Below are 22,243 nucleotides of genomic sequence, written 5' to 3' on the forward strand. Positions count from 1 at the left end.
ATCAGAAAAAGTCGATCGAGACCTGCAACAGGCGCTCGACCTCTGGCACGTCCTTGGTCAGGGCGAACATCAGCACGATGTCGCCCTCCTCGATCCTTGTGTCGGGGACGGGCTTGACGATGCGGTCGCCCTTTTGCACCGCGCCGATCAGCACGCCTTCGGGAAATTCGATGTCGCGGATCGCCCGGCCCGATATGGGCGAGGTGGACAGGGCCTGCGCCTCGATCACCTCGGCCTCGGCATCGCCGATGGAATAGATGTCGCGGACCCGGCCGTGGCGGATATGGCGCAGGATGGTAGAGACGGTGGTGGCGCGCGGGTTGATATAGGCGTCGATGTCCAGCACCTCCATCAGCGACACCATGGTCGGGTCGTTGATCAGCGCGATGGCCAGCTTCGCCCCCGCCTGCTTGGCCCGGACCGAGGCCAGGATGTTGGTCTTGTCGTCGTCCGTCACCGCCAGCACCGCGTCGGCGGTGGGGACGGCCGCTTCCTCCAGCAGTTCGGCGGACAGCCCGTCGCCGTTCAGCACGATGGTCCGTTCCAGCCGGTCGGCGGCGTATTCCGCGCGGCTTCGGTCGCGTTCGATCAGCTTGGCGCGGATCCGGTCGGGCCGGGCCTCAAGCGCCTGGGCCACGGCCAGGCCCACATTGCCCGCGCCGATGATCGCCACGCGTTCCTGCTTCAGGGGCGGCTTGCCGAAGATTTCCAGCGTGCGGCCCACATCCTCGCGATGGCTGAAGACATAGATCTGGTCATGGGCGAACAACTGGTCGCCCGGTTTCGGCGCGAACAGCCGCCCCCGGCGGCGCACCCCGGCGACGATGGCGCGCAGGCTGGAAAACAGGTCGCTCAGCTGGCGCAGGGGGGTGTTCAGGGCCGGGCAGTCCTCCTCCAGCAGGATGCCCAGAAGCTGCACCTTGCCGCCCATGAAGGTCTCCACGTCGAAGGTCGAGGGCGCGGACAGCCGTTGCAGCGCGGCATTCGCGACCTCTCGCTCCGGGCTGATCACCACGTCGATGGGCAGGTGCGAGGTGCTGTAGAGATCCGAATAGATCGCATCCAGATAGGCGCTGCTGCGCAGCCGGGCGATCTTGCGCGGCACCTGGAAGATCGAATGGGCGACCTGGCAGGTGACCATGTTCACCTCGTCCGAATGGGTGGCGGCGATGATCAGGTCGGCGTCGCGGACGCCCGCGCTGTCCAGCACGTCGGGATGGCTGGCAAATCCGGTGACGCCCTGCACGTCCAGGGCGTCGGTGGCGCGGCGGATCAGTTCGGAGTTGTTGTCGATCACGGTCACGTCGTTGCGTTCGCCCGACAGGTGGCGCGCGATCTGCCAGCCGACCTGCCCCGCGCCGCAGATGATGATCTTCATGGCCGTTCCCCTGCCGCCAGAGTCCCCCCTGCCTATGCCGCCGCCGCGCAGGGCGCAACCGGGCTACTTGCCCATCAGCAATTCGTCCTCGGCGCGCATTCCGCCGACCACGCCCAGCGATTTCAGCTTGCGGTGCAGCGCGCTGCGCTCCATGCCGACGAATTGCGCGGTGCGGCTGATATTGCCGCCGAAGCGGTTGATCTGGGCCACCAGGTATTCGCGTTCGAACATCTCGCGCGCCTCGCGCAGGGCCATGGCGGTGATCTGCGGACCCAAGGCCAGGGCGTCGCTGTTGTCGGGCGTGGCGCCCTGGGGTTCCAGTTCGGCGGGCTGGATCGGGCCGCTTTCCTCGGCCAGGATCAGCACCCGTTCGATGACGTTGCGCAATTGCCGGATATTGCCCGGCCAGCGCATGGATTGCAGGGCGGCCACGGTTTCCTCGGGCAGTTCGCGCGGCGTGAGGCCCTGGGTCTTGTGGAACTGGTCGATGAAATGCCGCCCCAGCAGGGCGATGTCGTCGCGCCGTTCCACCAGCGAGGGCACGGCGACCGGCACCACGTTCAGCCGGTCATAAAGCTCTTGCCGGAACCGGCCCGCCGCGATCTCCGCCGGCAGGTCGCGGTTGGTGGACGAGATCACCCGCAGATCGACCCGCACCCGATCCGCTCCCCCGGCCCGCACGAACTGCTGTTCGGTCAGCACGCGCAGGATCTTCGGCTGCGTTCCCAGGGGCATGTCGCCCACCTCGTCGAAATAGATGACGCCGCCATGGGCCTGTTCCAGCAGGCCCGGCTCGATCCCGCGTTCAGAGGTCTCGCGGCCGAACAGCACCTCCTCCATCCGTTCGGGTTCGATGGTGGCGCAGGGAACCGTGACAAAGGGCGCGCTGCTGCGCGGGCTGTGGGCGTGGATATAGCGGGCGGCCATTTCCTTGCCGGTGCCCGGCTCGCCCGCCAGCATCACCCGGCCGTTCGACTTGGCGACCTTGTCCAGCGCGTCGCGCAGCCGCTTGAAGGCCACCGACTGGCCCAGCATCTCGGCCACGCGGTCGCCGCCGCGCCGCAGGGTGCTGTTCTCGCGGCGCAACCGGCTGGTTTCCATCGCCCGGTTCACCACCACCATCAGCTGGTCGATGTTGAAGGGCTTCTCGATGAAGTCGTATGCGCCCTGCTTGATCGCCGCCACCGCGATCTCGATATTGCCGTGCCCCGAGATGATGATGACCGGCACGTCGGGGTTGTTGCGCTTGACCTGTTTCAGGATGTCGATGCCGTCCATCCGGCTGTCCTTCAGCCAGATGTCCAGCACCATCAGCGCGGGCTGGCGGTCGTTCAGGGCGGCGATCGCCTCGTCCGAGTTCGCGGCAAGGCGCGTCTCGAACCCCTCGTCCTTCAGGATGTCCGCGACCAGTTCGCGGATATCGCGTTCGTCGTCAACGATCAGGATATCGCTCATATCGGTGCTGCCTCATCTTCTTTTGTTCTGGTCTTACGCTGCGCGCCGCGCACGGGATGGCGTTCCCGCGGCAGGCGGATTTCGGCGATCGCCCCCTGACCGTCGGGCCGGTCGGACAGGGACAGGCTGCCGCCATGTTCCTCGACGATCTTCTTGACGATGGGCAGGCCAAGGCCGGTGCCGCCCGCCTTCAGGGTGACATAGGGTTCGAACAGGCGGGACCGGTCGGCGGGCAGGCCGGGGCCGTTGTCGGCGATGCGGATCGTCACCGCGTCATGGTCGGCCTGCATATCGACCGCAATCCGGGGCGTCCAGCCGTCCGGCAGATTTTCAGCTTTCTCCTCAAGGGCTTCCCCGGCATTCTTGATAAGGTTCGTGATGGCCTGCCGCAGCATCCCCGCGTCGCAATCGACGATCACCGGCTGGTCGGGAATGTCGGTTGCAAGCGCGCCTTTCAGCGCGTCCTGTTGCAGCAGCGCGACCTCGCGCAGCAGCGCCGCCAGGTCGATCTCGGCCCGGTCGGGTTCGGGCATCCGGGCGAAACGGCTGAATTCGTCGACGATCCGGCGCAGGTCGCCGGTCTGGCGGATGATGACATCGGTATACTGGTCCAGCGACGCCTTGTCCTCGGGACTGGCCAGCTTGCCGAACTTGCGGCGCAGGCGTTCGGCGGATAGCTGGATGGGGGTCAGCGGGTTCTTGATCTCGTGCGCGACGCGGCGGGCCACGTCCCCCCAGGCGGCCATGCGCTGCGCGGTCACAAGCTCGGTCACGTCGTCGAAGGCCACCACATAGCCCTCCAGATCGCCATCGGTGCCGCGCCGCACGGCCATGCGCACCAGCAGGCTTTCGACCCGGCCGTCGCGCATCAGCCGGACCTCGTCCTGCACGGTTTCGGCCACGGAGGCCGCCAGCCGCTCGAACAGGGCGGCGAATTCCGGCACGGCTTCGGACAGCAGCGCGTCGATGTCGCGTTTCGGATCCAGCCCCAGCAACCGGCTGGCGGACCGGTTCACGAAGTCGATCTCTCCCGCCGCGTCCAGCCCGATCACGCCCGATGTGACCGAGGACAGCACGTTGTCGAACAGCCGCCGCTGTTCGTCGCTGACGCGATAGCTGTCCACCAGTTCCTCTCGCTGCGCCTTCAACTGCCGGGTCATGCGGTTGAAGGACTGGCCCAGGGTCTGGATCTCGTCCCCGGTATCGGGTTCGGGCACCTGCACGTCCAGATCGCCATGCCCCACCCGCTCGCTGGCCTGGGCCAGCAGGCCGATGGGCCGCGACAGGCGCGACGCGAACCACAGGCCCAGCAGCACGGCGACCGCGACCAGCAGCAGCGCGAAGGCCAGATAGACCAGCGAGAATTCGAACAGCACCTGGCTGCGGGTCTGTTCAAGCTGGCGATAGCTGCCGACCGTCGCGCGGGTGTCGTCCACCAGCCCCAGCAGCGCGCCATCCACGTCGCGGGTCACATACAGGTAACGGTCGGCCAGCGGCGGCAGGGCCACCAGGGCGCGGAATTCGTTGTTCTCCCAATCCTCGATCAGGACCACGCCGTCGGACTGGGCGCGGTCCAGGTCGCTGCTGTCGGGGGCCTCGTACCAGAACAGGTAGGACCGCTCGCCCCGCGCGCGGATTTCGCCCGCGCCGTTGATGATATAGGCTTCGCGCAGGCCCCGCTGGATCAGCGCCTGGCCCTGGACCAGAAGCTGCCGCATCTCGCCGTCCTCGATCATCGGATTGGCGCGGCCCGCCTGGGTCAGCACGCCGGCCAGGGCGGTCGCGTCCTGGGTCAGGTCGCGGCGGTGTTCCTCTTGATAGGCCTCGGCGGCGGCCTGCGAGGTCGTGACCACCTGCTGCACCCGGCCCGAGAACCAGCCTTCAAGCCCGATATTGACCAGGAACCCCGCGAACAGCGCGACCAGCACCGTGGGCACCAGGGCCAGGCCCGCAAAGATCAGCACAAGGCGGGCGTGCAGCCGGGATCCCGCGGCGGTCTTGCGGCGCGCGGTGATCAGCCGGGCCATGCGCAGCACGATGATCCCGATCAGGACGATCAGATAGGCCAGATCCAGCAGCAGGATCAGCCGCAACATGCGGCTTTCGGCGCCCTGGGCCAGCGGCCCCAGCACCGTCATCGTGGCGCCCGCCAGCAGCAGCCCGACGGCCAGCACGCCCACCGCCATGGCGCCGCGCCAATGACGCGGCAGCGTAACCCTTGCGAGCCTGTCCCAGCTCAGCCCTGATGCGGCACCTGCCATTGCCCCCGCCTGCCGTCTGACGCGGCTTTCTGTTGCAGCGCCGATACGGATGGCGCGGCCCCTGTGGCGGTTTTACATCAGTTTGCGGCGCCGTGTCACCTCGATATTCAGCTCGGTCAGCTTCTTGCGCAGGGTGTTGCGGTTTATGCCCAGCAGATCGGCGCATCTCAGCTGATTGCCGCCGGTGGCGTCCAGGGCGACCTGCAACAGCGGACGTTCGATTTCGCGCAGGATGCGGTCATAGAGGCCGGGGGGCGGCAGGCTGTCGCCATGCAGGTCGAAATAGCGTTGCAGATGCGCCTCGACCGAATCCGACAGAGGGCCGTTGCCGCCGCCCAGCTGATACGGCGCGGGACCGGCCCCCTCGCCCGCCGACGGCGGCGCGGGCATCGGCACGACTGCGAGGGAGGCGGCCAGGGGCGCGGCGCGGGTGCCGCCCTGCTGGGTCAGCGCCTCTCGCATCTCGGCGGCGGTGATGGTGGGGCCGCTGGCGGTCAGGGCCAGGCGGCGCATCATGTTTTCCAGCTCGCGCACATTGCCGGGAAAGGCATGGACGCGCAGCAGGGCGGCCGCGTCGTCGCCCAGGGCGCGGTCGGGCAGGCCCTGCGTCGCCGCGCGGGCCAGCAGATGCGCGGCCAGCGGCAGGATGTCGTCGACCCGCGCCCGCAGCGGCGGCACCGTGACCGTCACCCCGGCCAGCCGGTAATACAGATCCGACCGCAGCCGCCCCGCCGCCACGTCCGCCTGGGGATCCGGCCCGGTGGTCGCGACGATGCGCGGCGCCATGGCGCGGTCCGGGCCGCTTTCCAGCGATTCGATCAGCCCGATCAGCCGCGCCTGCGCGGCGGCGTCGAAGCCAGCCGGGTTTTCGATCAGGATCGTCCCGCCCCGCGCCTTGTCGGCGGCGCGGGCGATGGCCTCGTCGCTGGCATCGGCGGATGTCAGGATCGCCAGCCCCTGGTCGCGGCGGTCGGACAGGTCGTGGAAGGACCGCGCGATGGTGGTCTTGCCGACGCCGGGCTCGCCCGCAATCAGCACCGGCAGGTCGGCATTGAGGATCCGCGCCACCATGCGGAACAGCGACTGCATCGCCGCGGCATGGCCGATCAGCGGCATCGCCGGATCGGCGGCGGGGCGCGGGGCGGCGGCATCGGGCGGCGGGTCCGATCTGCGCGGGCGGCGCGACAGGGCCTGGTTCGCCTTGGCCATCAGGTCGGGCAGATCGAACGGCTTGGGCAGGTATTCGAAGGCCTCGGCCTCGGTCGCGCGGATCGCGGTGACGATGGTGTTCTGGGCGGAAATCACGATCACCGGCAGGTCGGGCCGCGCCTCGCGGATCGCCGGGATGCGGTCGATGCCGTTGCCGTCGGGCATCATCACGTCGGTGATGACCAGATCGCCGCGCCCCTCCTCGACCCATTTCGACAGCTGCGCCAAGCTGCCGGTGGCATGGACGCGGCAGCCCGCGCGGGTCAGCGCCTGGGTCAGCACGGTGCGGATGGTGCGGTCGTCGTCGGCGATCAGAACGGTTCCGTCCATGGCGTCGGTCCTTATGCCTTGGGCAATGAGATGCGGAAAACGGTGCGGCCGGGGCGCGAGTCCACCCGGATCAGCGCGCCGTGGTCGGTGATGATCTTGCTGACAAGCGCCAGCCCCAGCCCGGTGCCGTTTTCCCGGCCCGAGACGAAGGGCTCGAACACCTGATCGGCGATGGCGGGGGGCAGGCCGGGGCCGTTATCCTCGATCTCGATCTGCAACGGCAGCGGGCGGCCGGTCGGATCGGTCTCGTCCGGGGGCAGGCGCAGGCTGTGGTCATAGAAGCTGCGCAGCCGGATCACGGGCTGGTCGGTGTCCCTCAGCGCCTCGGCCGCGTTCTTGACCAGGTTCAGGCAGACCTGGGTCAACTGGTCGGCATCGGCCAGGGCATCGGGCAGCGAGGGGTCGTATTCCGCGACGATCCCGACCTTCCTGGCGAATCCCACGGCGGCCGAGCGGCGCACCTGTTCCAGCACGTCATGGACGTTGGTCGCCCGCAGGTTCGGGGCCGAGGTGTCGCCGAAGCGTTCCACCTGTTCCAGCAGCGACACGATGCGTTTCGATTCGCTGACGATCATCTCGGCCATCTCGCGGTCCTCGGGCGGGGCGTTCATGCCGATCAGCTGCGCCGCGCCCCGGATGCCCGCCAGGGGGTTCTTGATCTCGTGCGCCAGCATTTCCGCCATGCCGATGGCGCTGCGGGCGGCGGTGCGCACGGCGCGGCTTTGCGATTGCAGCCCCGCCTCGTCCAGGGGAACCAGCAGCAGGGACACCGCTCCGCCGATCTCGGCGGCGGGACTGGCATGGACGGCGGCGCGGCGGTCCTGGTGGCCGCCCGCGCGGTCGCCGATCTCGAAGCAGACATTGGGCTGATACAGCGCCTCGTCGCTGCGCATCACGCGGGCGACCAGCGGCGACAGGGACGGCTGGATGCGCAGCCGCGCGGCCATCTCGTCGCCATCCAGCGTCCGGCCCAGGATAAAGTTGCGCGACAGGTTCAGCCAGACCTCTGCCGCGTCGTTCATCGCCGCGACCCGGCCCTGGCCGTCCAGCACCAGGGCGGGCAGCGGCAGGGTAGCCCAACCGGAGCCGGGGCGAACCTCGTCGAAACCTGCCGGGCTGCGCCGTGTCATGCGGCCACCGAGGCATCGCCGAAGGCCAGGCGGATCAGCGCCAACGTAGCCGCAGGGCTGTCCGCGCGCAGCATCCGGTCGCGCAGCGGCGCGCCGTTCGCATCCGCATACCAGCCCAGATGCTTGCGCGCCACGCGCAGGCCCAGATCGGTGCCATGGAAATCCAGCATGTCCTCGTAATGTTCGGCCACCGCATCGGCCAGCGCCCCGCCCCGCGGCACCTGCGGGGCGGGCGCGCCCACCAGATCATGGGCGATCTGCGCCAGCCGCCAGGGCGCGCCCTGCGCGCCGCGCCCGACCATCACCGCCTCGGCGCCCGAAGCCGCAAGCGCCGCCCGCGCCGAGGCCGCGTCCACCACATCGCCATTGGCGACCAGCGGCGGGCGGCCCGTCAGGTTCGCCACCGCCCGGATCCGCGTCCAGTCGGCCTGCCCCTTGTAGAACTGCGCCCGCGTCCGGCCGTGAACGGTCAGCATCCTGACCCCCGCATCGGTGGCGCGGCGGGCCAGATCGGCGGCATTCAGGCAGTCCTCGTCCCAGCCCAGCCGCATCTTCAGCGTGACCGGCACACTGACGGCACCCACCACCGCGTCGATCAGCGTCAGCGCGTGATCCAGGTCGCGCATCAGCGCCGCGCCCGACAGCCCGCCCGTGACCTTCTTGGCCGGGCAGCCCATGTTGATGTCGATGATCCGCGCGCCCATGCCCTCGACGATTCGCGCGGTCTCGGCCATCGCCCCGGCCTCGCGCCCGGCGATCTGGACGCTGACGGGCAGCGCGCCCTCGGTCAGGGCCCTGGCGCGGACGGCGGCGCGGGTGGACGGGCGCGGCGTCACCATTTCCGTTGACGCGACCATCTCGCTGACCATCAGCCCGGCGCCGTAACGCGCAACGGCGCGGCGAAACGGCAGATCGGTGATTCCCGCCATCGGTGCAAGAAACACCGGCGGGCCAAGCCGCGTGTCGCCCAGAATGATCGGATCGCCGAACTGCATGTCCTGTTCCTTCGCCTTGACCCAAGCGGGCCGCAAGCCAGCGGTTGCGGGCACCGATGCCGCTTCTTTAACCATCCGCGCACCTGCCTATATTTTAATCAATAAGCCCGCTTTGCAGGCAGGGCCAGCGCGATCCGACCTGTCGCCAAGATCCCGCAGCCTTGCCGCAATCGCCGTGGCAGCCCGGCCCTGCACGTGTTTAGATAAGGGCGTCATTGCAAGGGGGACGCATGTTCCTGTCGGTTTTCGATCTGTTCAAGGTGGGCGTCGGCCCGTCGTCCTCGCATACGATGGGGCCGATGGTGGCGGGCGCGCGGTTCCTGGACGAACTGCGCGCCCAGCCCTTCAAGGCGCATGGGCTGAAGGCCAGCCTGCACGGCAGCCTCGCCTTTACCGGCAAGGGCCATGCGACCGACCGGGCGACGATCCTGGGCCTTGCGGGCTTCCTGCCCGCCACGCTGGACGCCGAGGCCGCCGAGGCCGCCCTGGCCGCGAACCGCGACACCCGCGTCCTGTCGCCCGAGGGGCTGGGCGATCTGGCCTTCGACCCCGACCGCGACCTGCGCTTCGATTACGATCACGCCTTGCCGGGACACGCCAACGGCATGACGCTGTCGGCCACCGACGCGCAGGGCGACGTGATCTTCCACCGCGTCTATTACTCCATCGGCGGCGGCTTCGTGCTGACCGATCAGGAACTGGCCCGCAAGGGGGACGAGAAGCGCAGCGACGACGCCCCCGCCGTGCCCTTCCCCTTTGCCAGCGCGGCCGAGATGCTGGCGATGGCCGCGGCCTCGGGCAAGTCCATCGCCCGGATGAAGCACGACAACGAACGGGTGTTCCGCAGCGAATCCGAGATCCGCGACGGGCTGATGCGGATCTGGCAGGTGATGCGCGACTGCATGGATCGGGGCCTGACCACCGACGGGATCCTGCCGGGCGGGCTGTCGGTCAAGCGCCGCGCCAAGGCGATCCACGAGAAGCTTTTGGCCGAACGCGGCATGAACCTGACCGCGCCCCATGTCATCAACGACTGGATGTCGACCTATGCCATGGCCGTGAACGAGGAGAACGCGGCGGGCGGCCAGGTCGTCACCGCGCCCACCAACGGCGCGGCGGGCACGGTTCCGGCGGTGATCCGATACTGGCTGGACCATGTGCCCGGCGCATCCGAACGCGAGATCCCGGAATTCCTGCTGACGGCGGCGGCCATCGGCGGGTTGGTCAAGCACAATGCCTCGATTTCCGGAGCCGAGGCCGGATGCCAGGCCGAGGTCGGCAGCGCGTCGGCGATGGCGGCGGCGGGGCTGGCGGCGGTGCTGGGCGGCACGCCGGAACAGGTGGAAAACGCGGCCGAGATCGCCTTGGAACATCACCTGGGCATGACCTGCGACCCGGTGAAGGGACTGGTCCAGGTGCCCTGCATCGAACGGAACGGCCTGGGCGCGATCAAGGCGGTCAGCGCGGCCAGCCTGTCGCTGCGCGGCGACGGCAGCCATTTCGTGCCGCTGGACGCCGCCATCGAGACGATGCGCCAGACCGGCCGGGACATGTCGGACAAATACAAGGAAACCTCGCTGGGCGGGCTGGCCGTCAACGTGCCGAATTGTTGATCGATCCTTCCGGCGGGCTGTCGCCGCCCGCGCCGCCATCCGCTTGTGCCGCCGCCCGGCGGTTGCTAACGCTGGCGTGACAGTGATCCCCAAAGAAGGCTGACCGATGACACCGCGTCTTGCACTCATCGCGCTGATGACCCTGCCTCTGGCCGCCTGCGAGGGCGTGACCCTTCCCGGCTTCGGCACCGCCGAACCGCAGGTCCAGGGCCACAAAGGCCCCCCCGGCGTGTCCCCCCTGGAACAGCCCATAGAGACCGGCACCGAGGCGAAGGCCGTATCGACCGCCGAGGCCGCGACCTATAACACCGCCGCCTTCAGCGCGCGCGGGAACGAGCCGTTCTGGGCCGTCGACGTGGCGGGCAGCACCGCGATCTACAAGACGCCGGACAACCAGAAGGGCCGCGCGATCCGCGTGAACCGCCTGGCCTTCGCGCAGGGCGTCGAATATGTGGGCGTCCATGCGGGCCGTCCCTTCGTGCTGAACATCCGCGCGACCGAATGCCAGGACAGCATGTCGGGGCAGGATTTCCCCTTCACCGCCCGCCTGACCGTATCGGGCAAGTCCAACGCCGGCTGCGCAGCCCCCGCCGCGCCCGAGGTCGCGACCGCCGTCGCCGCCATCAAGGCGCCCGCCCCGGCCGCTCCGCGCGCAACCCCGGCCGCCACCCGTCCGGCGGCGACGCGCCCCGCGCCGACCCCCGCGCCGGCCGAGACCGCGCCCGCTGCCCCGGCTCCGACGACGCCCCCGGCCCCAACGACCACCCCGGCGGCTACCCCGGCGCCCGCAACGCCCCCCGCCCCGGCATCCGGGGGCACCGCCGATCTGCCCCCGCCGCCCGCTGCGGAATCCACGCCCGCCTCCCCGGCTGCGGAAACCGGCGAAACCGGCGCCGCCGCCCCGATCGTCCCGGAACTGCGCACCCTGCCGCCCGCAGGATCGACGGGCGCCGCCCCGGACGCGGCCCAGGACGCGGTGACGACGACCCCCACCGAACCCGCCGAATGACGGCCCGACCGCCCTGCGGCAGCCATGCCGCACCAGGCAGTTCCTGGTGCGCGCGGACTGTCGGCGGGGCGGATTGCCGTCTATGATCCGGCCAAAGCCGAAACGAGGACACGCCATGCGCCGATCCCCCCTTATCCGACGCCTGATGGCGACAACCCTGCCCGTGGCCCTTGTGATGGGGTCGGTCAGCACCACCGCCGTGGCCGATCCGCTATATGCGCGGAACATGTCCACCTATGGCCTGGCGGGCGGCATCGACACGCCCACGGCGGAAACCCTGCCGGACGGCACGCTGGGCGCGACGGTGTCCTGGTCGGACTATAGCCGCCGCAGCAGCGTGGTGTTCCAGGCACTGCCGAAGCTGACCACGGTCCTGCGGTATTCGCGGGTCGACGGCATCACGGAAGCCGATAACGATGCGATCACGGACCGGTCGCTGGACCTGCGCTATCAGGTGCTGGAGGAACAGGGCTGGCGCCCGGCGGTTGCCGTAGGGTTGCAGGACTTTCTGGGGACCGGAGTCCATTCGGGCGAGTATATCGTCGCCACCAAGTCGGTGACGCCCAGCATCCGCGTGTCGGCCGGTCTGGGCTGGGGCATCCTGGCAGGCAAGCCCCGCACCATCGACAATACCGGCCAAGGCGGCGAGCCCAATGTCGACGACTGGTTCCGGGGCGGCACGAAGCCCTTTGCCTCGGTCAGTTGGCAGGTCAACGACCGGCTGAACCTGGTCGCGGAATATTCGAACAACAAATATATCGCGAAATACATCGATGGCGGGGTCTACCAGCAGGGCGAAGAGCCGGCCAGCCGCCTGAACCTGGCCGCCCATTACCGCTTCGGCCAGAATTACGAAGCGGGGCTTTACACCATCGGCGGGCAGACCTTCGGGGCGCAGTTCTCGCTGCTGCTGAACCCGCGTCAGTCGCCCTATCCCTCGGGCCTGGAAAAGGCTCCGGCGCCTGTCCGCCCGCGCCCGGCCCCGCAGGCCGATCCCGATGGCTGGTCGGGCGTCTGGGCGCAGGATCCGACCGCCCAGCCCGCCCTCCAGACCGCCCTTGGCGATGCCATGGCCAAGGAAGGCCAGATCCTGGAAAGCATGGCCCTGTCGTCCAACCGGGCCGAGGTGCGGCTGCGCAACGGCCGCTATATCAGCCAGGCCGAGGCCATCGGCCGCACCGCCCGCCTGATGACCCGCGCCCTGCCGCCTTCGGTGGAAACCTTCGTCATCACCTCGACGGCCGATGGCATTCCCACCTCGTCCGTGACCCTGCGACGCTCGGACGTGGAGCGGCTGGAAAACACCGAGGCGGGTCAGATCGCCGATGTCTCGACCCTGACGGATGCTCCGGCGCGCGCGCCGGGCCTGGTGCGCAGCGAAGGGGTCTATCCGCGCTTCCGCTGGTCCGTCAGGCCGTATTTCAGCCTGGGCGTCTTCAATGCGCAGGACGGAATCAGCTACGAGGCAGGCGGCCAGGCCCGCGCCAGCTATGAGATCATGCCGGGGCTTGTCGCGACCGGCGCGCTGCGCCAGCGGGCCTTCGGCAATATCGAACGGCGCGGTCCGACCATCGATGGGCGGCGCTACAGCTATGACGAATACCTGGCCGACCCCTCGCTGGAAACATCGTCCGACGGAGTGCCGCGGGTGCGGTCGGATACCCGCATGTACAGCGACAATCCCAACCCGGTCATCCCGGAACTGACGCTGGCTTATTTCGCAAAGCCCACACCGGCCGTTTATACCCGCGTGACCGCCGGCCTGCTGGAACGCGCCTTCGGCGGCGTCTCGACCGAGGTGCTGTGGAAACCCGCGGGATCGCCCCTGGCCCTGGGGGCCGAGATCAACCACGTCAGGAAGCGCGACTTCAACCAGCTGTTCGATTTCCGCGACTACGAGGTGACGATGGGCCATGTCTCGGCCTATTACGAATTCCGGCAGGGCTTCATCGCGCAACTGGATGTCGGCAAGTATCTGGCGGGCGACAAGGGCGCGACCATCAGCCTGTCCCGCGAATTCGCGAATGGCTGGCGGATCGGTGCCTATGCGACCAAGACCGACCTCTCGGCCGAGGAGTTCGGCGAAGGCAGCTTTGACAAGGGCGTCAGCCTGTCGATCCCGCTGGGCTGGGCGACCGGGCAGGCATCGCGCGAACGGGTCAATTCAAGCCTGCGGTCGCTGTCGCGCGATGGCGGGGCGCAGCTGAATGTCAACGACCGCTTGTATGAACGGGTTCGCGAAAGCCATTCCGTCGAACTTTACGAAGGCTGGGGGAGGTTCTGGCGATGATGAACGGCACGTTGAAAATCACGCTGGCGGCGACCCTGCTGGCCGGGCTTGCAGGCTGTGGAAACGATGGCCGGGGTTTGGGTCCGTTCGGCGCTCTGGTCCAGACCGCCGGTCAGGTGATGGCCGAACGCCGCGCCGAGGGACAACAACCCGCCGCCGCCGCCAAATCCCCCCAGGAGGCCGCGGCCGAGGCCCTGCGCATCAATCCCGGCCCGCTGATCCAGGTCGGCTTCGAAAACCTGGACCGCACGCAGGTCATGGCGATGACCGGCCAGAACGGCGCCATGCGCACCTACATGACCCCGTCCGAGGAAGCGGTGATCCTGCGGAACGGAATGCTGGTCGGCACGCGCGGGCTGGGCAACGACCTGTCGGTCGCCGAGCCGGGAACCGAAGGGCTGATCCGCGCGGGTGCGTCCGGCAGCGGCACGCGCGTCATGCGCTATCTGTCGGGCGACGGGCTGGAACGGCCGTTGCGGTTCGCCTGCACGGTGGGCGCGGGCCCGCGCCCCGGCGTGATCGTGGAATCCTGCCAGGGCCATGGCGCCAGCTTCCAGAACAGCTATATGGTGCAGGGCGGCCAGATCCCGGTGTCGCGCCAATGGCTCGGCCCGGTCCTGGGCTATGTCACGATCCAGACCCTGCGGCCCTGACACGGCTGCCCTGATCGGCGAAAAACCGGCCCCTGCGGGGCCGGTTTTTTCAGTTGCCCGACAGATAGGCGTCCTGGACCAGCTTCAGCTTGCGGGCAAAGGCTTCCTGGAATCGCGGATTGGCGCGCAGCGGGCCGAACACCGTCCCGTTCGCAACGGGGTGGAGGCCGATTTTGCCGCTGGCTCGGACGGTGACGGTTTCGGCCAGGCCGGTGTCTTCCACATAGAAGAAGCTGTCCGATCCAAGTTGTTCGCTGACGCCGTATGCGGCCCTGCCATTTGCCGCCCTGGTCCGAGATGCGCAGGTGCTCGGGGCGGACGCCAATGGTCGCGGCGCCGTATCCGGCCGCCGTCAGCGAACAGGTTTCCTCACGGGGCTGCCGGTCGAGGTAGCTTCACGGCGGCCGCGATGTGCGGCGGTCCTGCTGGGCCTGGGGCACGCCCGCCATCTTCATCGTGAAGGCGATGTTCCGGCGCACCGACATGTGCGGATAGAGCGATCAACCGCACGCTGGCGCAGGTCTGCCAACGGTCCCACTGCCGCTGCCGGTCGGCTCGCAGCGGGTGATGATCGAGGGGGGCGCGGCGGCGGGCCTTGCCGCCCGGATCGTCGCCGGCCCGCAACCTGCCGATGCCGATCGTCGTGAAAGAGTTCGTCATGGGCCTGTCCGCCCGCGTCGTCGGCCGGCTGGCGGCCGAGGGCGTGCGATCTTCGACGTGGCGGGCGCGGGCGGCACCGACGGGGCGCCCGACCCCGCCGCGGCCTGTTTCGCGGGACGGGGCATTCCCACCGCCGAGGCGATCCGCGCGGCACGCGCGGCGGCCCCGGATGCGGGGATCATCGGATCGGGCGGCATCGTCACCGCACTGGAGGCGGCGCGGGCGTCCCGGCCGGGCACGCGGCCGCACGGTGGACCAAATGCGCGGCTGAGGGAAAACGGCGCCCCTGGGGGCGCCGCCTTTCGATCTTACAGGTTCCGGTCGGGGTCGCGGCGGATCGTGCCGGTGCCGTCGCGATCATCCTCGATCTCGACCTCGGTATGGCGCACAGTATCCGAGACGGTCTCGCGATGCGTGTCGCTGGTCTTGCGCAGGCCGATTTCCTCGACCACGCGGGCTTCCTTCTGGACCACCGCTTCCTCGCGGTATTCCTCGGCCTCCAGGGTGCGGTCCTGGAATTCGGCGTCGGCGCCGCTGAGGGCGCGGTCCACGGGGCGGCGTTCGATTTCCACGCGTTCCTCGCGCAGATCGACGCTTTCGCTCACCGGCTCCTCGACCGTATAGGCGCGGACGCGGACACGGCCATGGCTGGTGTCGCGCTTGCCGATGCGCAGGCGTTCCTGGACCACCGGGATCGTTTCATCGTCGGTCCCGAGGCCCCGCTGGTCCGAATGCGCGCCGTATTCGGTCCGGGCATCCAGATCGCCCGTGGCGCGGCCGCCCGCCAGCGTCCCGGCACCGGCCGCAGGGACGGCATAGTCGCTGCCTTCATACCCGCCCCAGCCTTCGGACCGCCAGCTTTCCGTGCGCTCGTCCAGATTGACGCTGCCTTCGTCGTCCAGGATGTCCAGGGCGGTGTCGTATTGCGCGGCCTCAAGGCCCGTCACCGTCACCAGATAGCCGCCGCGCGACAGCCCCTCGGCATAGGCATAGCGATCCTCGTCCGGGAAGAAGAAATCGCTGAGGCTGTCCCAGAAACCCTTGTCCCCGTCGCGCGAGGCGGTCGCGGTCGTGGTGTCCGACCCGCCCGCGACCATCCTGATCCGGTCCGTGGGAATGCCCGCCTGGGTCAGCCGGTCCACCGCGCGTTGCGCGTCGTCGCGACTGTCGAACAGGGCGGTCACCGAGGTTTCGCTCGTGGCGGCAAAATCGTTGTCATAGGTCATCGTGATGGTCCTTGCTGCTGGGTTGGGTGTGGCCGTCGGGGGACAGACGGTCGATGCGGACGGTTTGCCGACGCGTCTCGACCGGGATGTCGACCGTCTCTTGCCGCGTGATGCGGCGGACATGGACCTCCTCGCGGAGATACAGTTCGCGGGTAACGACCAGCCGCTCCTCGACCACCGGGATGATGGTCAGGTCGCCCTCGGTGGTGGTTGGGGGCATCGCATCCACCCGGCGGTTCACCGGCACCCGCAGCACCTCGACCTCTTCGCTGGAAAGCTGGGCGGGAAGGTGCTGCTGGACGGTTTCGGTCCGGGTATCGATGCGCACGCGGCCGGTCGGGACGGTCCGCTTGGTCAGGGTGACCCGTTCTTCCACCAGCGGAAGAACGTCGGGCTTGGGTTCGTCGGTCATTCGGTCCCCGATGGTGAGCGGCCCTGGCTGACCAGGTGAAGACCAACGGGCGCCGTCCCAAGTCGTTCCGTTCACATCGACGCGATCGCGCCATCGGCAAAGGTTCGCCGCAGGACGCCTGCCACCGCAGCGACAGGAAAAGTCGGCCAAGCCATTGAAACCAGAATGGGGCGGGCCGCCGTCTTAAAATATTCCTGTTGTCAATTCTGTTGATGAAATGCGCTTGCCGTGGCTTTGTTGCGCTATCCCTTGGTTGTCGGATTCATGTCTGTGCGTCAGCGGGTTAGATTGACGGCATGAGCAAGCCTGTCCCGCTATTTCGCACGACGAACTGGTCCAGTTACAGTCAGGCTCTGAAGCGGCGTGGCTCGCTGATGGTGTGGTTTGACCGGAGATGTCGTGGTTCGCGGCGCTGAAGGGCAAGCCTCGCCATCCTGAGAGGTTCTCGGCGGCGGCCATCCAGTTCTGCCTCTCGATCAAGGTGCTGTTCGGGCTGCCACTACGGCAAACGACGGGGTTCGTGGAGAGCCTGCTGAGCCTGTCCGGGCTCGACTGGCAGGTGCCGGATTACACGACGCTTTGCCGCCGGCAGAAGCACCTGAAGGTGCAGATCCCGTATCGTGCATCATCCGGACCGTTGCACCTGCTGGTGGACAGCACGGGTATCAGGTTCTCTGGTGAGGGTGAGTGGCAGGTGCGCAAGCACGGGGCCAGCCGCCGCAGGCAATGGCGCAAGATCCACATCGGTATCGATGCTGAAACGCTTGAAGTTCGCGCGGTGGAGATGACGGGCAACCGCATCGGAGATGCGCCCGTTCTGCGCGATCTGCTGGCGCAGGTCCCGCTGCAAGAGCGGATCGGCAGCGTTACCGCCGACGGCATCCATGACACCAAAGGATGTCACACCGCCATCGCGGCCCGAGGGGCCGATGCCATCATACCGCCGCGACGAAATGCCAGGGTCTGGAAGGGCCACGATCCCGGCCTGCAGGCGTGAAACGAAGCGCTACGTGCCTGCAAGCGGTTCGGGCGGGCCAACTGGAAGAAATGGTCCGGATATCACCGACGAAGTCGCGTCAAGGCCAAGATGAGATGCCTCAAGCTCCTGGGCGAGCGTATCATGGCCAGAGACTTCGACAGGCAGGATGCGGAGGTTCAGATCCGCATCGCCCTCATGAACCGCTTTACATCACTCGGCACGCCCGAGACCGTCCGCATGCGCTGAATATAGACGGGAAAGGGACACTTCCGACCGCATCCCGAATAGCGCAACAAAGCCTTGGCAATATGAAAATCAGTTCCACCGACATAATGCACAAAGAATTTCTTTACTTTCATCAACGCCAGAGTCATTAAATGTAACAATATCCCTGTTTTTCGCAATTTTGTCTTACGTCAGGAACCGCATCGGCGGCGCCTGACCTTTCATGGATGCGCGCGGATGCTGTCGCTGACCGACGGATTTTCAATCGAGGGGGTCGATTTCTTTCGCGACGACGAAGCGAAAGAGACCTTCTATGACCTGCCCAACACCGTAGAGCTGGCCCGCAACCCCGACGGCTCGCCCAGTTCCAGTTCGTGCTGTATCAGGTTGGGCTGCCGATCGAGGCAAGCAGCAGGGCGGCGGCTTCATGGTCATGACCACGGTCCTGACCGCCCCCGCCGACATCGTCGGCCCCAAGGCCCTGAACGAGGCGCAGAAGATCCTGCGGGCCGAGGCGCCGTCGCCCGGCGCTCCGATCCCCACGCCCAAGATCCGGCCGGTGAATTTCACCAGCGGCACCGCCGCGCTGCGCATCGCCAGGGGTCCGGGCAGCCAGCTTGTCACCAATATCGACCTGGGCAGGCCGTCCCTGTTCGGGCGCAATACCCTGTCCATCGTCACCGACATGCCCTTCGAGGGCGCGCAGGTCTTTGCCGACGTGCTGCGCCAGGGCGGGTCCATCGCGGCGGTCGAATACAGCCTGGAATTCGAAGTGCGCCTGCCCGCCGTGGTGATCGAGGCGCATATCAGTTCCGCGCGCGTCCGCAATGTGGTCGCCCAATACACCACCCCAACAGGTCGTGGACGTGTTCGAGGTCTATCTGAACGCCCCGGAAGGCGCCGCCCGCGACGGGGATCCGGCCTATTTCGCGCGCCTCTTCGCGCCCTTCGCCCCGCCCGAGGGCGGCGATACCTATGTCGAGGCCTTCGATGTCAGCGGCCTGATCGACCGCCAGATCCGGGCGGGCATCTCTGACGGGGGTGCCATCGACGTGCAGATCGTACCCCGCGAGCCCCTTGAACCTACGGGGTCGAGGCGGGCGCGCTGCCCGAGATCACCGTGGGCCGCCTGTCGCTGATCCGGTGACCGGCATGGATCTGTTCAGCGTCAGCAACCGCGCCTTCGACGCGTCCGCCCCCGAACCGGCGCCGCTGACCCCGGTCGAGGCTGGACCGCTCGAGGCCGGACAGGTCGAGCCCGCGCCCCCCGGACCCGTTCCCGCGACGGGCTTCCAGCCGCCCAGCCCCGGTCCCCGCGCGCGCAACCCGGTGACGGGGCTGGAAACCGTAATCGGCAACGACGAACGCCGGCGGGTGCCCGACGCGGGGGCCGATCCGTGGAAGCGGATCTGCCAGCTTGACCTGATCGGCCCGCGCGGCATCTTCAAGGGCACCGGCTGGCTGGCCGGACCGGCGACCGTCGTCACCGCCGGGCATTGCGTCCATTACCCGATGTTCTTCGGCGGCTGGGCCGACCGCATCCTGATCGCCGCCGGCCGCACCGGCGACAGCTTTCCCTTCGGCAAGGTCGAGGCCGCGCATTTTTCAACCCTGAACGTCTGGGTCGACGGCCAGGCCGCCGACCACGACATCGCCGCGATCCACCTGCCCGAACCGCTGGGCGACCGAACCGGGATCTTTCCGGTCCGGCAGCTTGCGGATGCCGACCTGGTGGGGCGGATGGTCAACGTCTCGGGCTATCCGACCGACAAGGAACTGGCCAAGGCGCAGTATCACCACGCCAACCGGATCATGGCGGTCACGCCCCGGCGGCTGTTTTACGAGATCGACACCGTCACCGGCCAGTCGGGCGCCCCGGTCTGGGCGCAGGATGGCCCGGACAGCCCGCCCGTCTGCGTCGGCATCCATGCCTATGGCGTGCCGGGAACGCCCCTCGACCTGCATATCACCGCGAATTCCGCGCCGCGCTTCGACGACGCGGTGCTGGCGATCCTGCGCGACTGGGTGCGGGCCGATTGCGACCGGCTGGGACTGGCGATGCCCGCGATCTAGCCGATGTTCAGCGTCTTGAACACGGCGTCACGGCGCGATTGCAGGCCCTGGATCGCGTCGGGCAGGTTCAGGTTCACGAAAAAGCCCCACAGGAACGGGGCCAGCAGCGCCCACCAGCCTGTCAGCGGCACCACGGAAAAGACCGCCGCCCCCGACAGCAGCGCCAGGACCGCCGCGGCACCGGTGGCCAGGCGGTCGGCCCGGTCCTTTTCCTTCTGGAAAACCGGGATGTCGCGGTCCGGGGCGGGCTGGACGGTCAGCGTGGTGGAGTGGCGCGACAGGACATGGCCCTGGGCGTCGGCCAGGACGATCTGGACCGGGATCAGGCCGGGATGCGGCGGGCGGATGGTCAGCGGCGGATCGTCGCGGCTGCCGATGCGCACCGATCCATAGGGCGTCCAGATGCGGGCGATGTGATCGGCGGGAAGGTCCGCCAGCCCGATCCGCAGATCCTGACCGGCCACGGGCAGGCGGGGATCGGTCTCGATCGCCGGGACGGGCGGCTCGGGCGGTTCGCTCCGGCGTTCGACCGGGGGGACCGAATCGGTCCCGGCTTCGACGCCCGAGGGTTTGACATCGGCCAGATCCTCGAACGAGGCCAGCTTGGCGGTCCTCGCATGGCGCTGATAATCCTGGACCAGCCCCGCCAGCCGGGTCAGCGCGGCGACGGGCGTGCCGTCCAGGTCGCGCAGGATCTCCTCGGTCCGGGCGGGGGCTTCCGGGAAACCGCTGTTCGCGGCTCCCGCCGCCAAGGCGCGCAGATGCCGGGCGATGGCCGGATGTGCGCTGGCGGCTGCGCGGCGTAACGCGTAATGGGCGTCGCGCAGCGCGGTCAGCGTCGCGGCCGGGCTGGCGTCGTCCGGCGGCAGGAACCCCGCCCGCGCCGCTTGCAGCGGAGCGAAGGCCTGGATCGCCGCGTCGCGCGTCCAGAGGTCCAGATCCCGGATCGCGGCCCCGGCATCCGCCGCGAAATCCGACAGCGCCGTCAGCGCGGCCCGTTCGGCCTGTGCGGCGCGCGTCTCGATCAGGCGCCGGGGACGGTCGATTTCCCCCGCCTCGATCAGGCCCTGGGCGGTTTCCAGCGCCTCGGCCCAGTCGTCCAGCGGCCGCGCGGGCAGTTCCGACACCGCAGGCAGGCCACGCAGCGCGGCCAGAGACGGCGCGACGGACCCGGCCAGCGCCTGGCGCCGGGCGTCCGCCTCCTTCAACTGCGCGTCCAGGGCGTCGGTCATGTCCTTGACCGCCTTCGCGACGGCATCCTGGTCCCTGGCCGACCGGACCTGCTGTTCCTGACCGGCGATCACCTCGTGCAACGCGCGCGCCACGACCGCGTCGCGCTGACGGGCGCGCAGCGCCTTGGCCGCGACAAGCGCCTGGCCCGCCTCCAGCCGGGCGCGGGCCAGCAACTGGCGCGGCAGGATCTGGTGGCGGACCGCCCAGCCCAGCAGGATGCCAAGGACCAGAAACGCGCAGATCGCGGGCCAGCCGATCTGGCCTGTGGCCTTGAGCGTCAGCGCAAAGGGCTGCACCAGTTGCGGCGCCGTGATCCAGACCTGCCCCGACAGCGGACCAAGCGCCGGAAGAAACCCGGCCCGGCGGGGCGCAACGGTCAGTTCGGCAAAGCTGCCCGCCGTGACGGTTGCGCCTGCGGGCAGGTCCAGCCGGACCCGAACCGGGCTGCCCCGGCGGTCGGTCCCGTAAAGGCCCGCCTGGGACGAAACCCCCAGCGGCCCGATGGCGGGCTGGCCGGGGGCGGCGAAGACCGCCTGCACGCGGTCCGCGCCCCGGACGCCGCCCCACGGTGCCAGCCGCAGGACGCCCAGGTCCAGTTCCGCGGGCAGGGCCAGGACGCCGGCGGGGCGCTGCACCGCCACCGTCTGGTCGCAGGACAGCCTTGCGCCGGGGCGGGGAAAGCCGAAGCGCAGCGTCGCGGGCGTGGCGGGCGGCACCTGGTCCAGAGGCCGGAACAGGATCTTCATGCGCCGGGTGGTGCTGCCCGCGATCCGGCCCGCCTGCGCGGTCTCGATCGTCACGGTGGCATTGCCGAAGGGCGGCAGGGTCCAGCAGGCGGCGGGCGGCGTATCGCCGTCGAACAGGATTTCGACGCAGCCCTGGTTCGCAACCCCCGGACAGGGGACGATGGGCAGCGTGCCCTCGGCCAGGCGCTGGATGGCGGGGACGGCGTCGGTCGCGGTCTCCGGTTCCACGGGCTGCGCCGCCAGGGGCGCGGCCGCAAGCCCCGTCGCGACGGCCAATGCCAGGTGCAATCGGGACCGCATCTTCCCACCCCACAACCTTTGCGGAAATGATGACACAAAAGCCGATTCGCGGTAAGATTTCAGTCC

General features: G+C 68.8%; 17 protein-coding genes and 1 pseudogene. 7 read left to right on the top strand and 11 right to left on the bottom strand.

Features of this window, described 5'->3' with window-relative positions; genetic code table 11:
• Position 1: 1 nt before the first annotated feature.
• The 6 genes from trkA to dusB all read right to left on the bottom strand — a co-directional run bounded on the left by trkA (position 2) and on the right by dusB (position 8,758).
• Positions 2-1,378, bottom strand: a complete 1,377-nt coding sequence (gene trkA, locus PXD02_RS09170) for a Trk system potassium transporter TrkA (protein WP_275103612.1) — start codon at positions 1,376-1,378, stop codon at positions 2-4.
• A gap of 63 nt (positions 1,379-1,441) precedes the next feature.
• A complete protein-coding gene (gene ntrX, locus PXD02_RS09175; protein ID WP_275103613.1) occupies positions 1,442-2,833 on the bottom strand; it encodes a nitrogen assimilation response regulator NtrX in 1,392 nt (463 codons plus the stop codon).
• Complete coding sequence (locus tag PXD02_RS09180; protein WP_275103614.1) at positions 2,830-5,094, bottom strand: sensor histidine kinase NtrY-like; 2,265 nt, start codon at positions 5,092-5,094, stop codon at positions 2,830-2,832. The genes ntrX and PXD02_RS09180 overlap by 4 nt, the downstream gene beginning before the upstream one ends.
• Before the next feature lie 72 nt (positions 5,095-5,166).
• A complete protein-coding gene (locus PXD02_RS09185) occupies positions 5,167-6,633 on the bottom strand; it encodes a response regulator (protein ID WP_275103615.1) in 1,467 nt (488 codons plus the stop codon).
• An 11-nt stretch (positions 6,634-6,644) separates the two neighbouring features.
• Positions 6,645-7,763 (bottom strand): two-component system sensor histidine kinase NtrB, encoded by a 1,119-nt coding sequence (locus PXD02_RS09190; protein WP_275103616.1) that lies wholly within the window; start codon positions 7,761-7,763, stop codon positions 6,645-6,647.
• Positions 7,760-8,758: a tRNA dihydrouridine synthase DusB gene (dusB, locus tag PXD02_RS09195; protein WP_275103617.1), complete on the bottom strand. Its 999-nt coding sequence runs from the start codon at positions 8,756-8,758 to the stop codon at positions 7,760-7,762. Before dusB ends, PXD02_RS09190 begins: the two co-directional genes overlap by 4 nt.
• A gap of 230 nt (positions 8,759-8,988) precedes the next feature.
• Between dusB and PXD02_RS09200 the strand changes: the two genes are divergently transcribed.
• The 4 genes from PXD02_RS09200 to PXD02_RS09215 all read left to right on the top strand — a co-directional run bounded on the left by PXD02_RS09200 (position 8,989) and on the right by PXD02_RS09215 (position 14,323).
• Positions 8,989-10,371, top strand: a complete 1,383-nt coding sequence (locus PXD02_RS09200) for an L-serine ammonia-lyase (protein ID WP_275103618.1) — start codon at positions 8,989-8,991, stop codon at positions 10,369-10,371.
• 106 nt (positions 10,372-10,477) lie between these two features.
• Complete coding sequence (locus PXD02_RS09205; protein WP_275103619.1) at positions 10,478-11,380, top strand: COG3650 family protein; 903 nt, start codon at positions 10,478-10,480, stop codon at positions 11,378-11,380.
• Positions 11,381-11,495: 115 nt separating this feature from the next.
• Complete coding sequence (locus PXD02_RS09210) at positions 11,496-13,670, top strand: YjbH domain-containing protein (protein ID WP_275103620.1); 2,175 nt, start codon at positions 11,496-11,498, stop codon at positions 13,668-13,670.
• Positions 13,667-14,323 (top strand): YjbF family lipoprotein, encoded by a 657-nt coding sequence (locus tag PXD02_RS09215; RefSeq protein ID WP_275103621.1) that lies wholly within the window; start codon positions 13,667-13,669, stop codon positions 14,321-14,323. Before PXD02_RS09210 ends, PXD02_RS09215 begins: the two co-directional genes overlap by 4 nt.
• Before the next feature lie 49 nt (positions 14,324-14,372).
• Here PXD02_RS09215 and PXD02_RS09220 read toward each other — a convergent pair whose 3' ends face one another.
• From PXD02_RS09220 to PXD02_RS09230, 3 genes are all read right to left on the bottom strand, one after another.
• Positions 14,373-14,546 carry a hypothetical protein gene (locus PXD02_RS09220; protein ID WP_275103622.1) on the bottom strand — a complete coding sequence of 58 codons (174 nt, stop codon included), beginning with the start codon at positions 14,544-14,546 and terminating at the stop codon, positions 14,373-14,375.
• A gap of 745 nt (positions 14,547-15,291) precedes the next feature.
• Complete coding sequence (locus PXD02_RS09225) at positions 15,292-16,209, bottom strand: DUF2382 domain-containing protein (RefSeq protein WP_275103623.1); 918 nt, start codon at positions 16,207-16,209, stop codon at positions 15,292-15,294.
• Complete coding sequence (locus PXD02_RS09230; protein WP_275103624.1) at positions 16,199-16,621, bottom strand: YsnF/AvaK domain-containing protein; 423 nt, start codon at positions 16,619-16,621, stop codon at positions 16,199-16,201. Before PXD02_RS09230 ends, PXD02_RS09225 begins: the two co-directional genes overlap by 11 nt.
• A 296-nt stretch (positions 16,622-16,917) precedes the next feature.
• Here PXD02_RS09230 and PXD02_RS09235 point away from each other — a divergent pair.
• Positions 16,918-17,846: pseudogene (locus tag PXD02_RS09235) on the top strand (IS5 family transposase).
• Between the two features lie 361 nt (positions 17,847-18,207).
• Here PXD02_RS09235 and PXD02_RS09240 read toward each other — a convergent pair.
• Positions 18,208-18,630: a hypothetical protein gene (locus PXD02_RS09240; RefSeq protein ID WP_275103625.1), complete on the bottom strand. Its 423-nt coding sequence runs from the start codon at positions 18,628-18,630 to the stop codon at positions 18,208-18,210.
• Between the two features lie 61 nt (positions 18,631-18,691).
• On the opposite strand from PXD02_RS09240, the gene PXD02_RS09245 reads away from it, so the two are divergent.
• Positions 18,692-18,964, top strand: coding sequence for a hypothetical protein (locus tag PXD02_RS09245; RefSeq protein WP_275103626.1), 273 nt, complete (start codon positions 18,692-18,694; stop codon positions 18,962-18,964).
• Positions 18,965-18,977: 13 nt separating this feature from the next.
• On the top strand, positions 18,978-19,898 hold the full coding sequence (locus PXD02_RS09250) for a trypsin-like serine peptidase (RefSeq protein WP_275103627.1): 921 nt from the start codon (positions 18,978-18,980) through the stop codon (positions 19,896-19,898).
• Here the strand turns inward: PXD02_RS09250 and PXD02_RS09255 are convergent.
• Positions 19,895-22,177 (bottom strand): coiled-coil domain-containing protein, encoded by a 2,283-nt coding sequence (locus PXD02_RS09255; protein ID WP_275103628.1) that lies wholly within the window; start codon positions 22,175-22,177, stop codon positions 19,895-19,897. The genes PXD02_RS09250 and PXD02_RS09255 overlap by 4 nt on opposite strands.
• Between the last annotated feature and the right edge of the window lie 66 nt (positions 22,178-22,243).

This window comes from Paracoccus sp. S3-43 (assembly GCF_029027965.1).
In the GTDB taxonomy this organism is placed as follows: Bacteria; Pseudomonadota; Alphaproteobacteria; order Rhodobacterales; family Rhodobacteraceae; genus Paracoccus.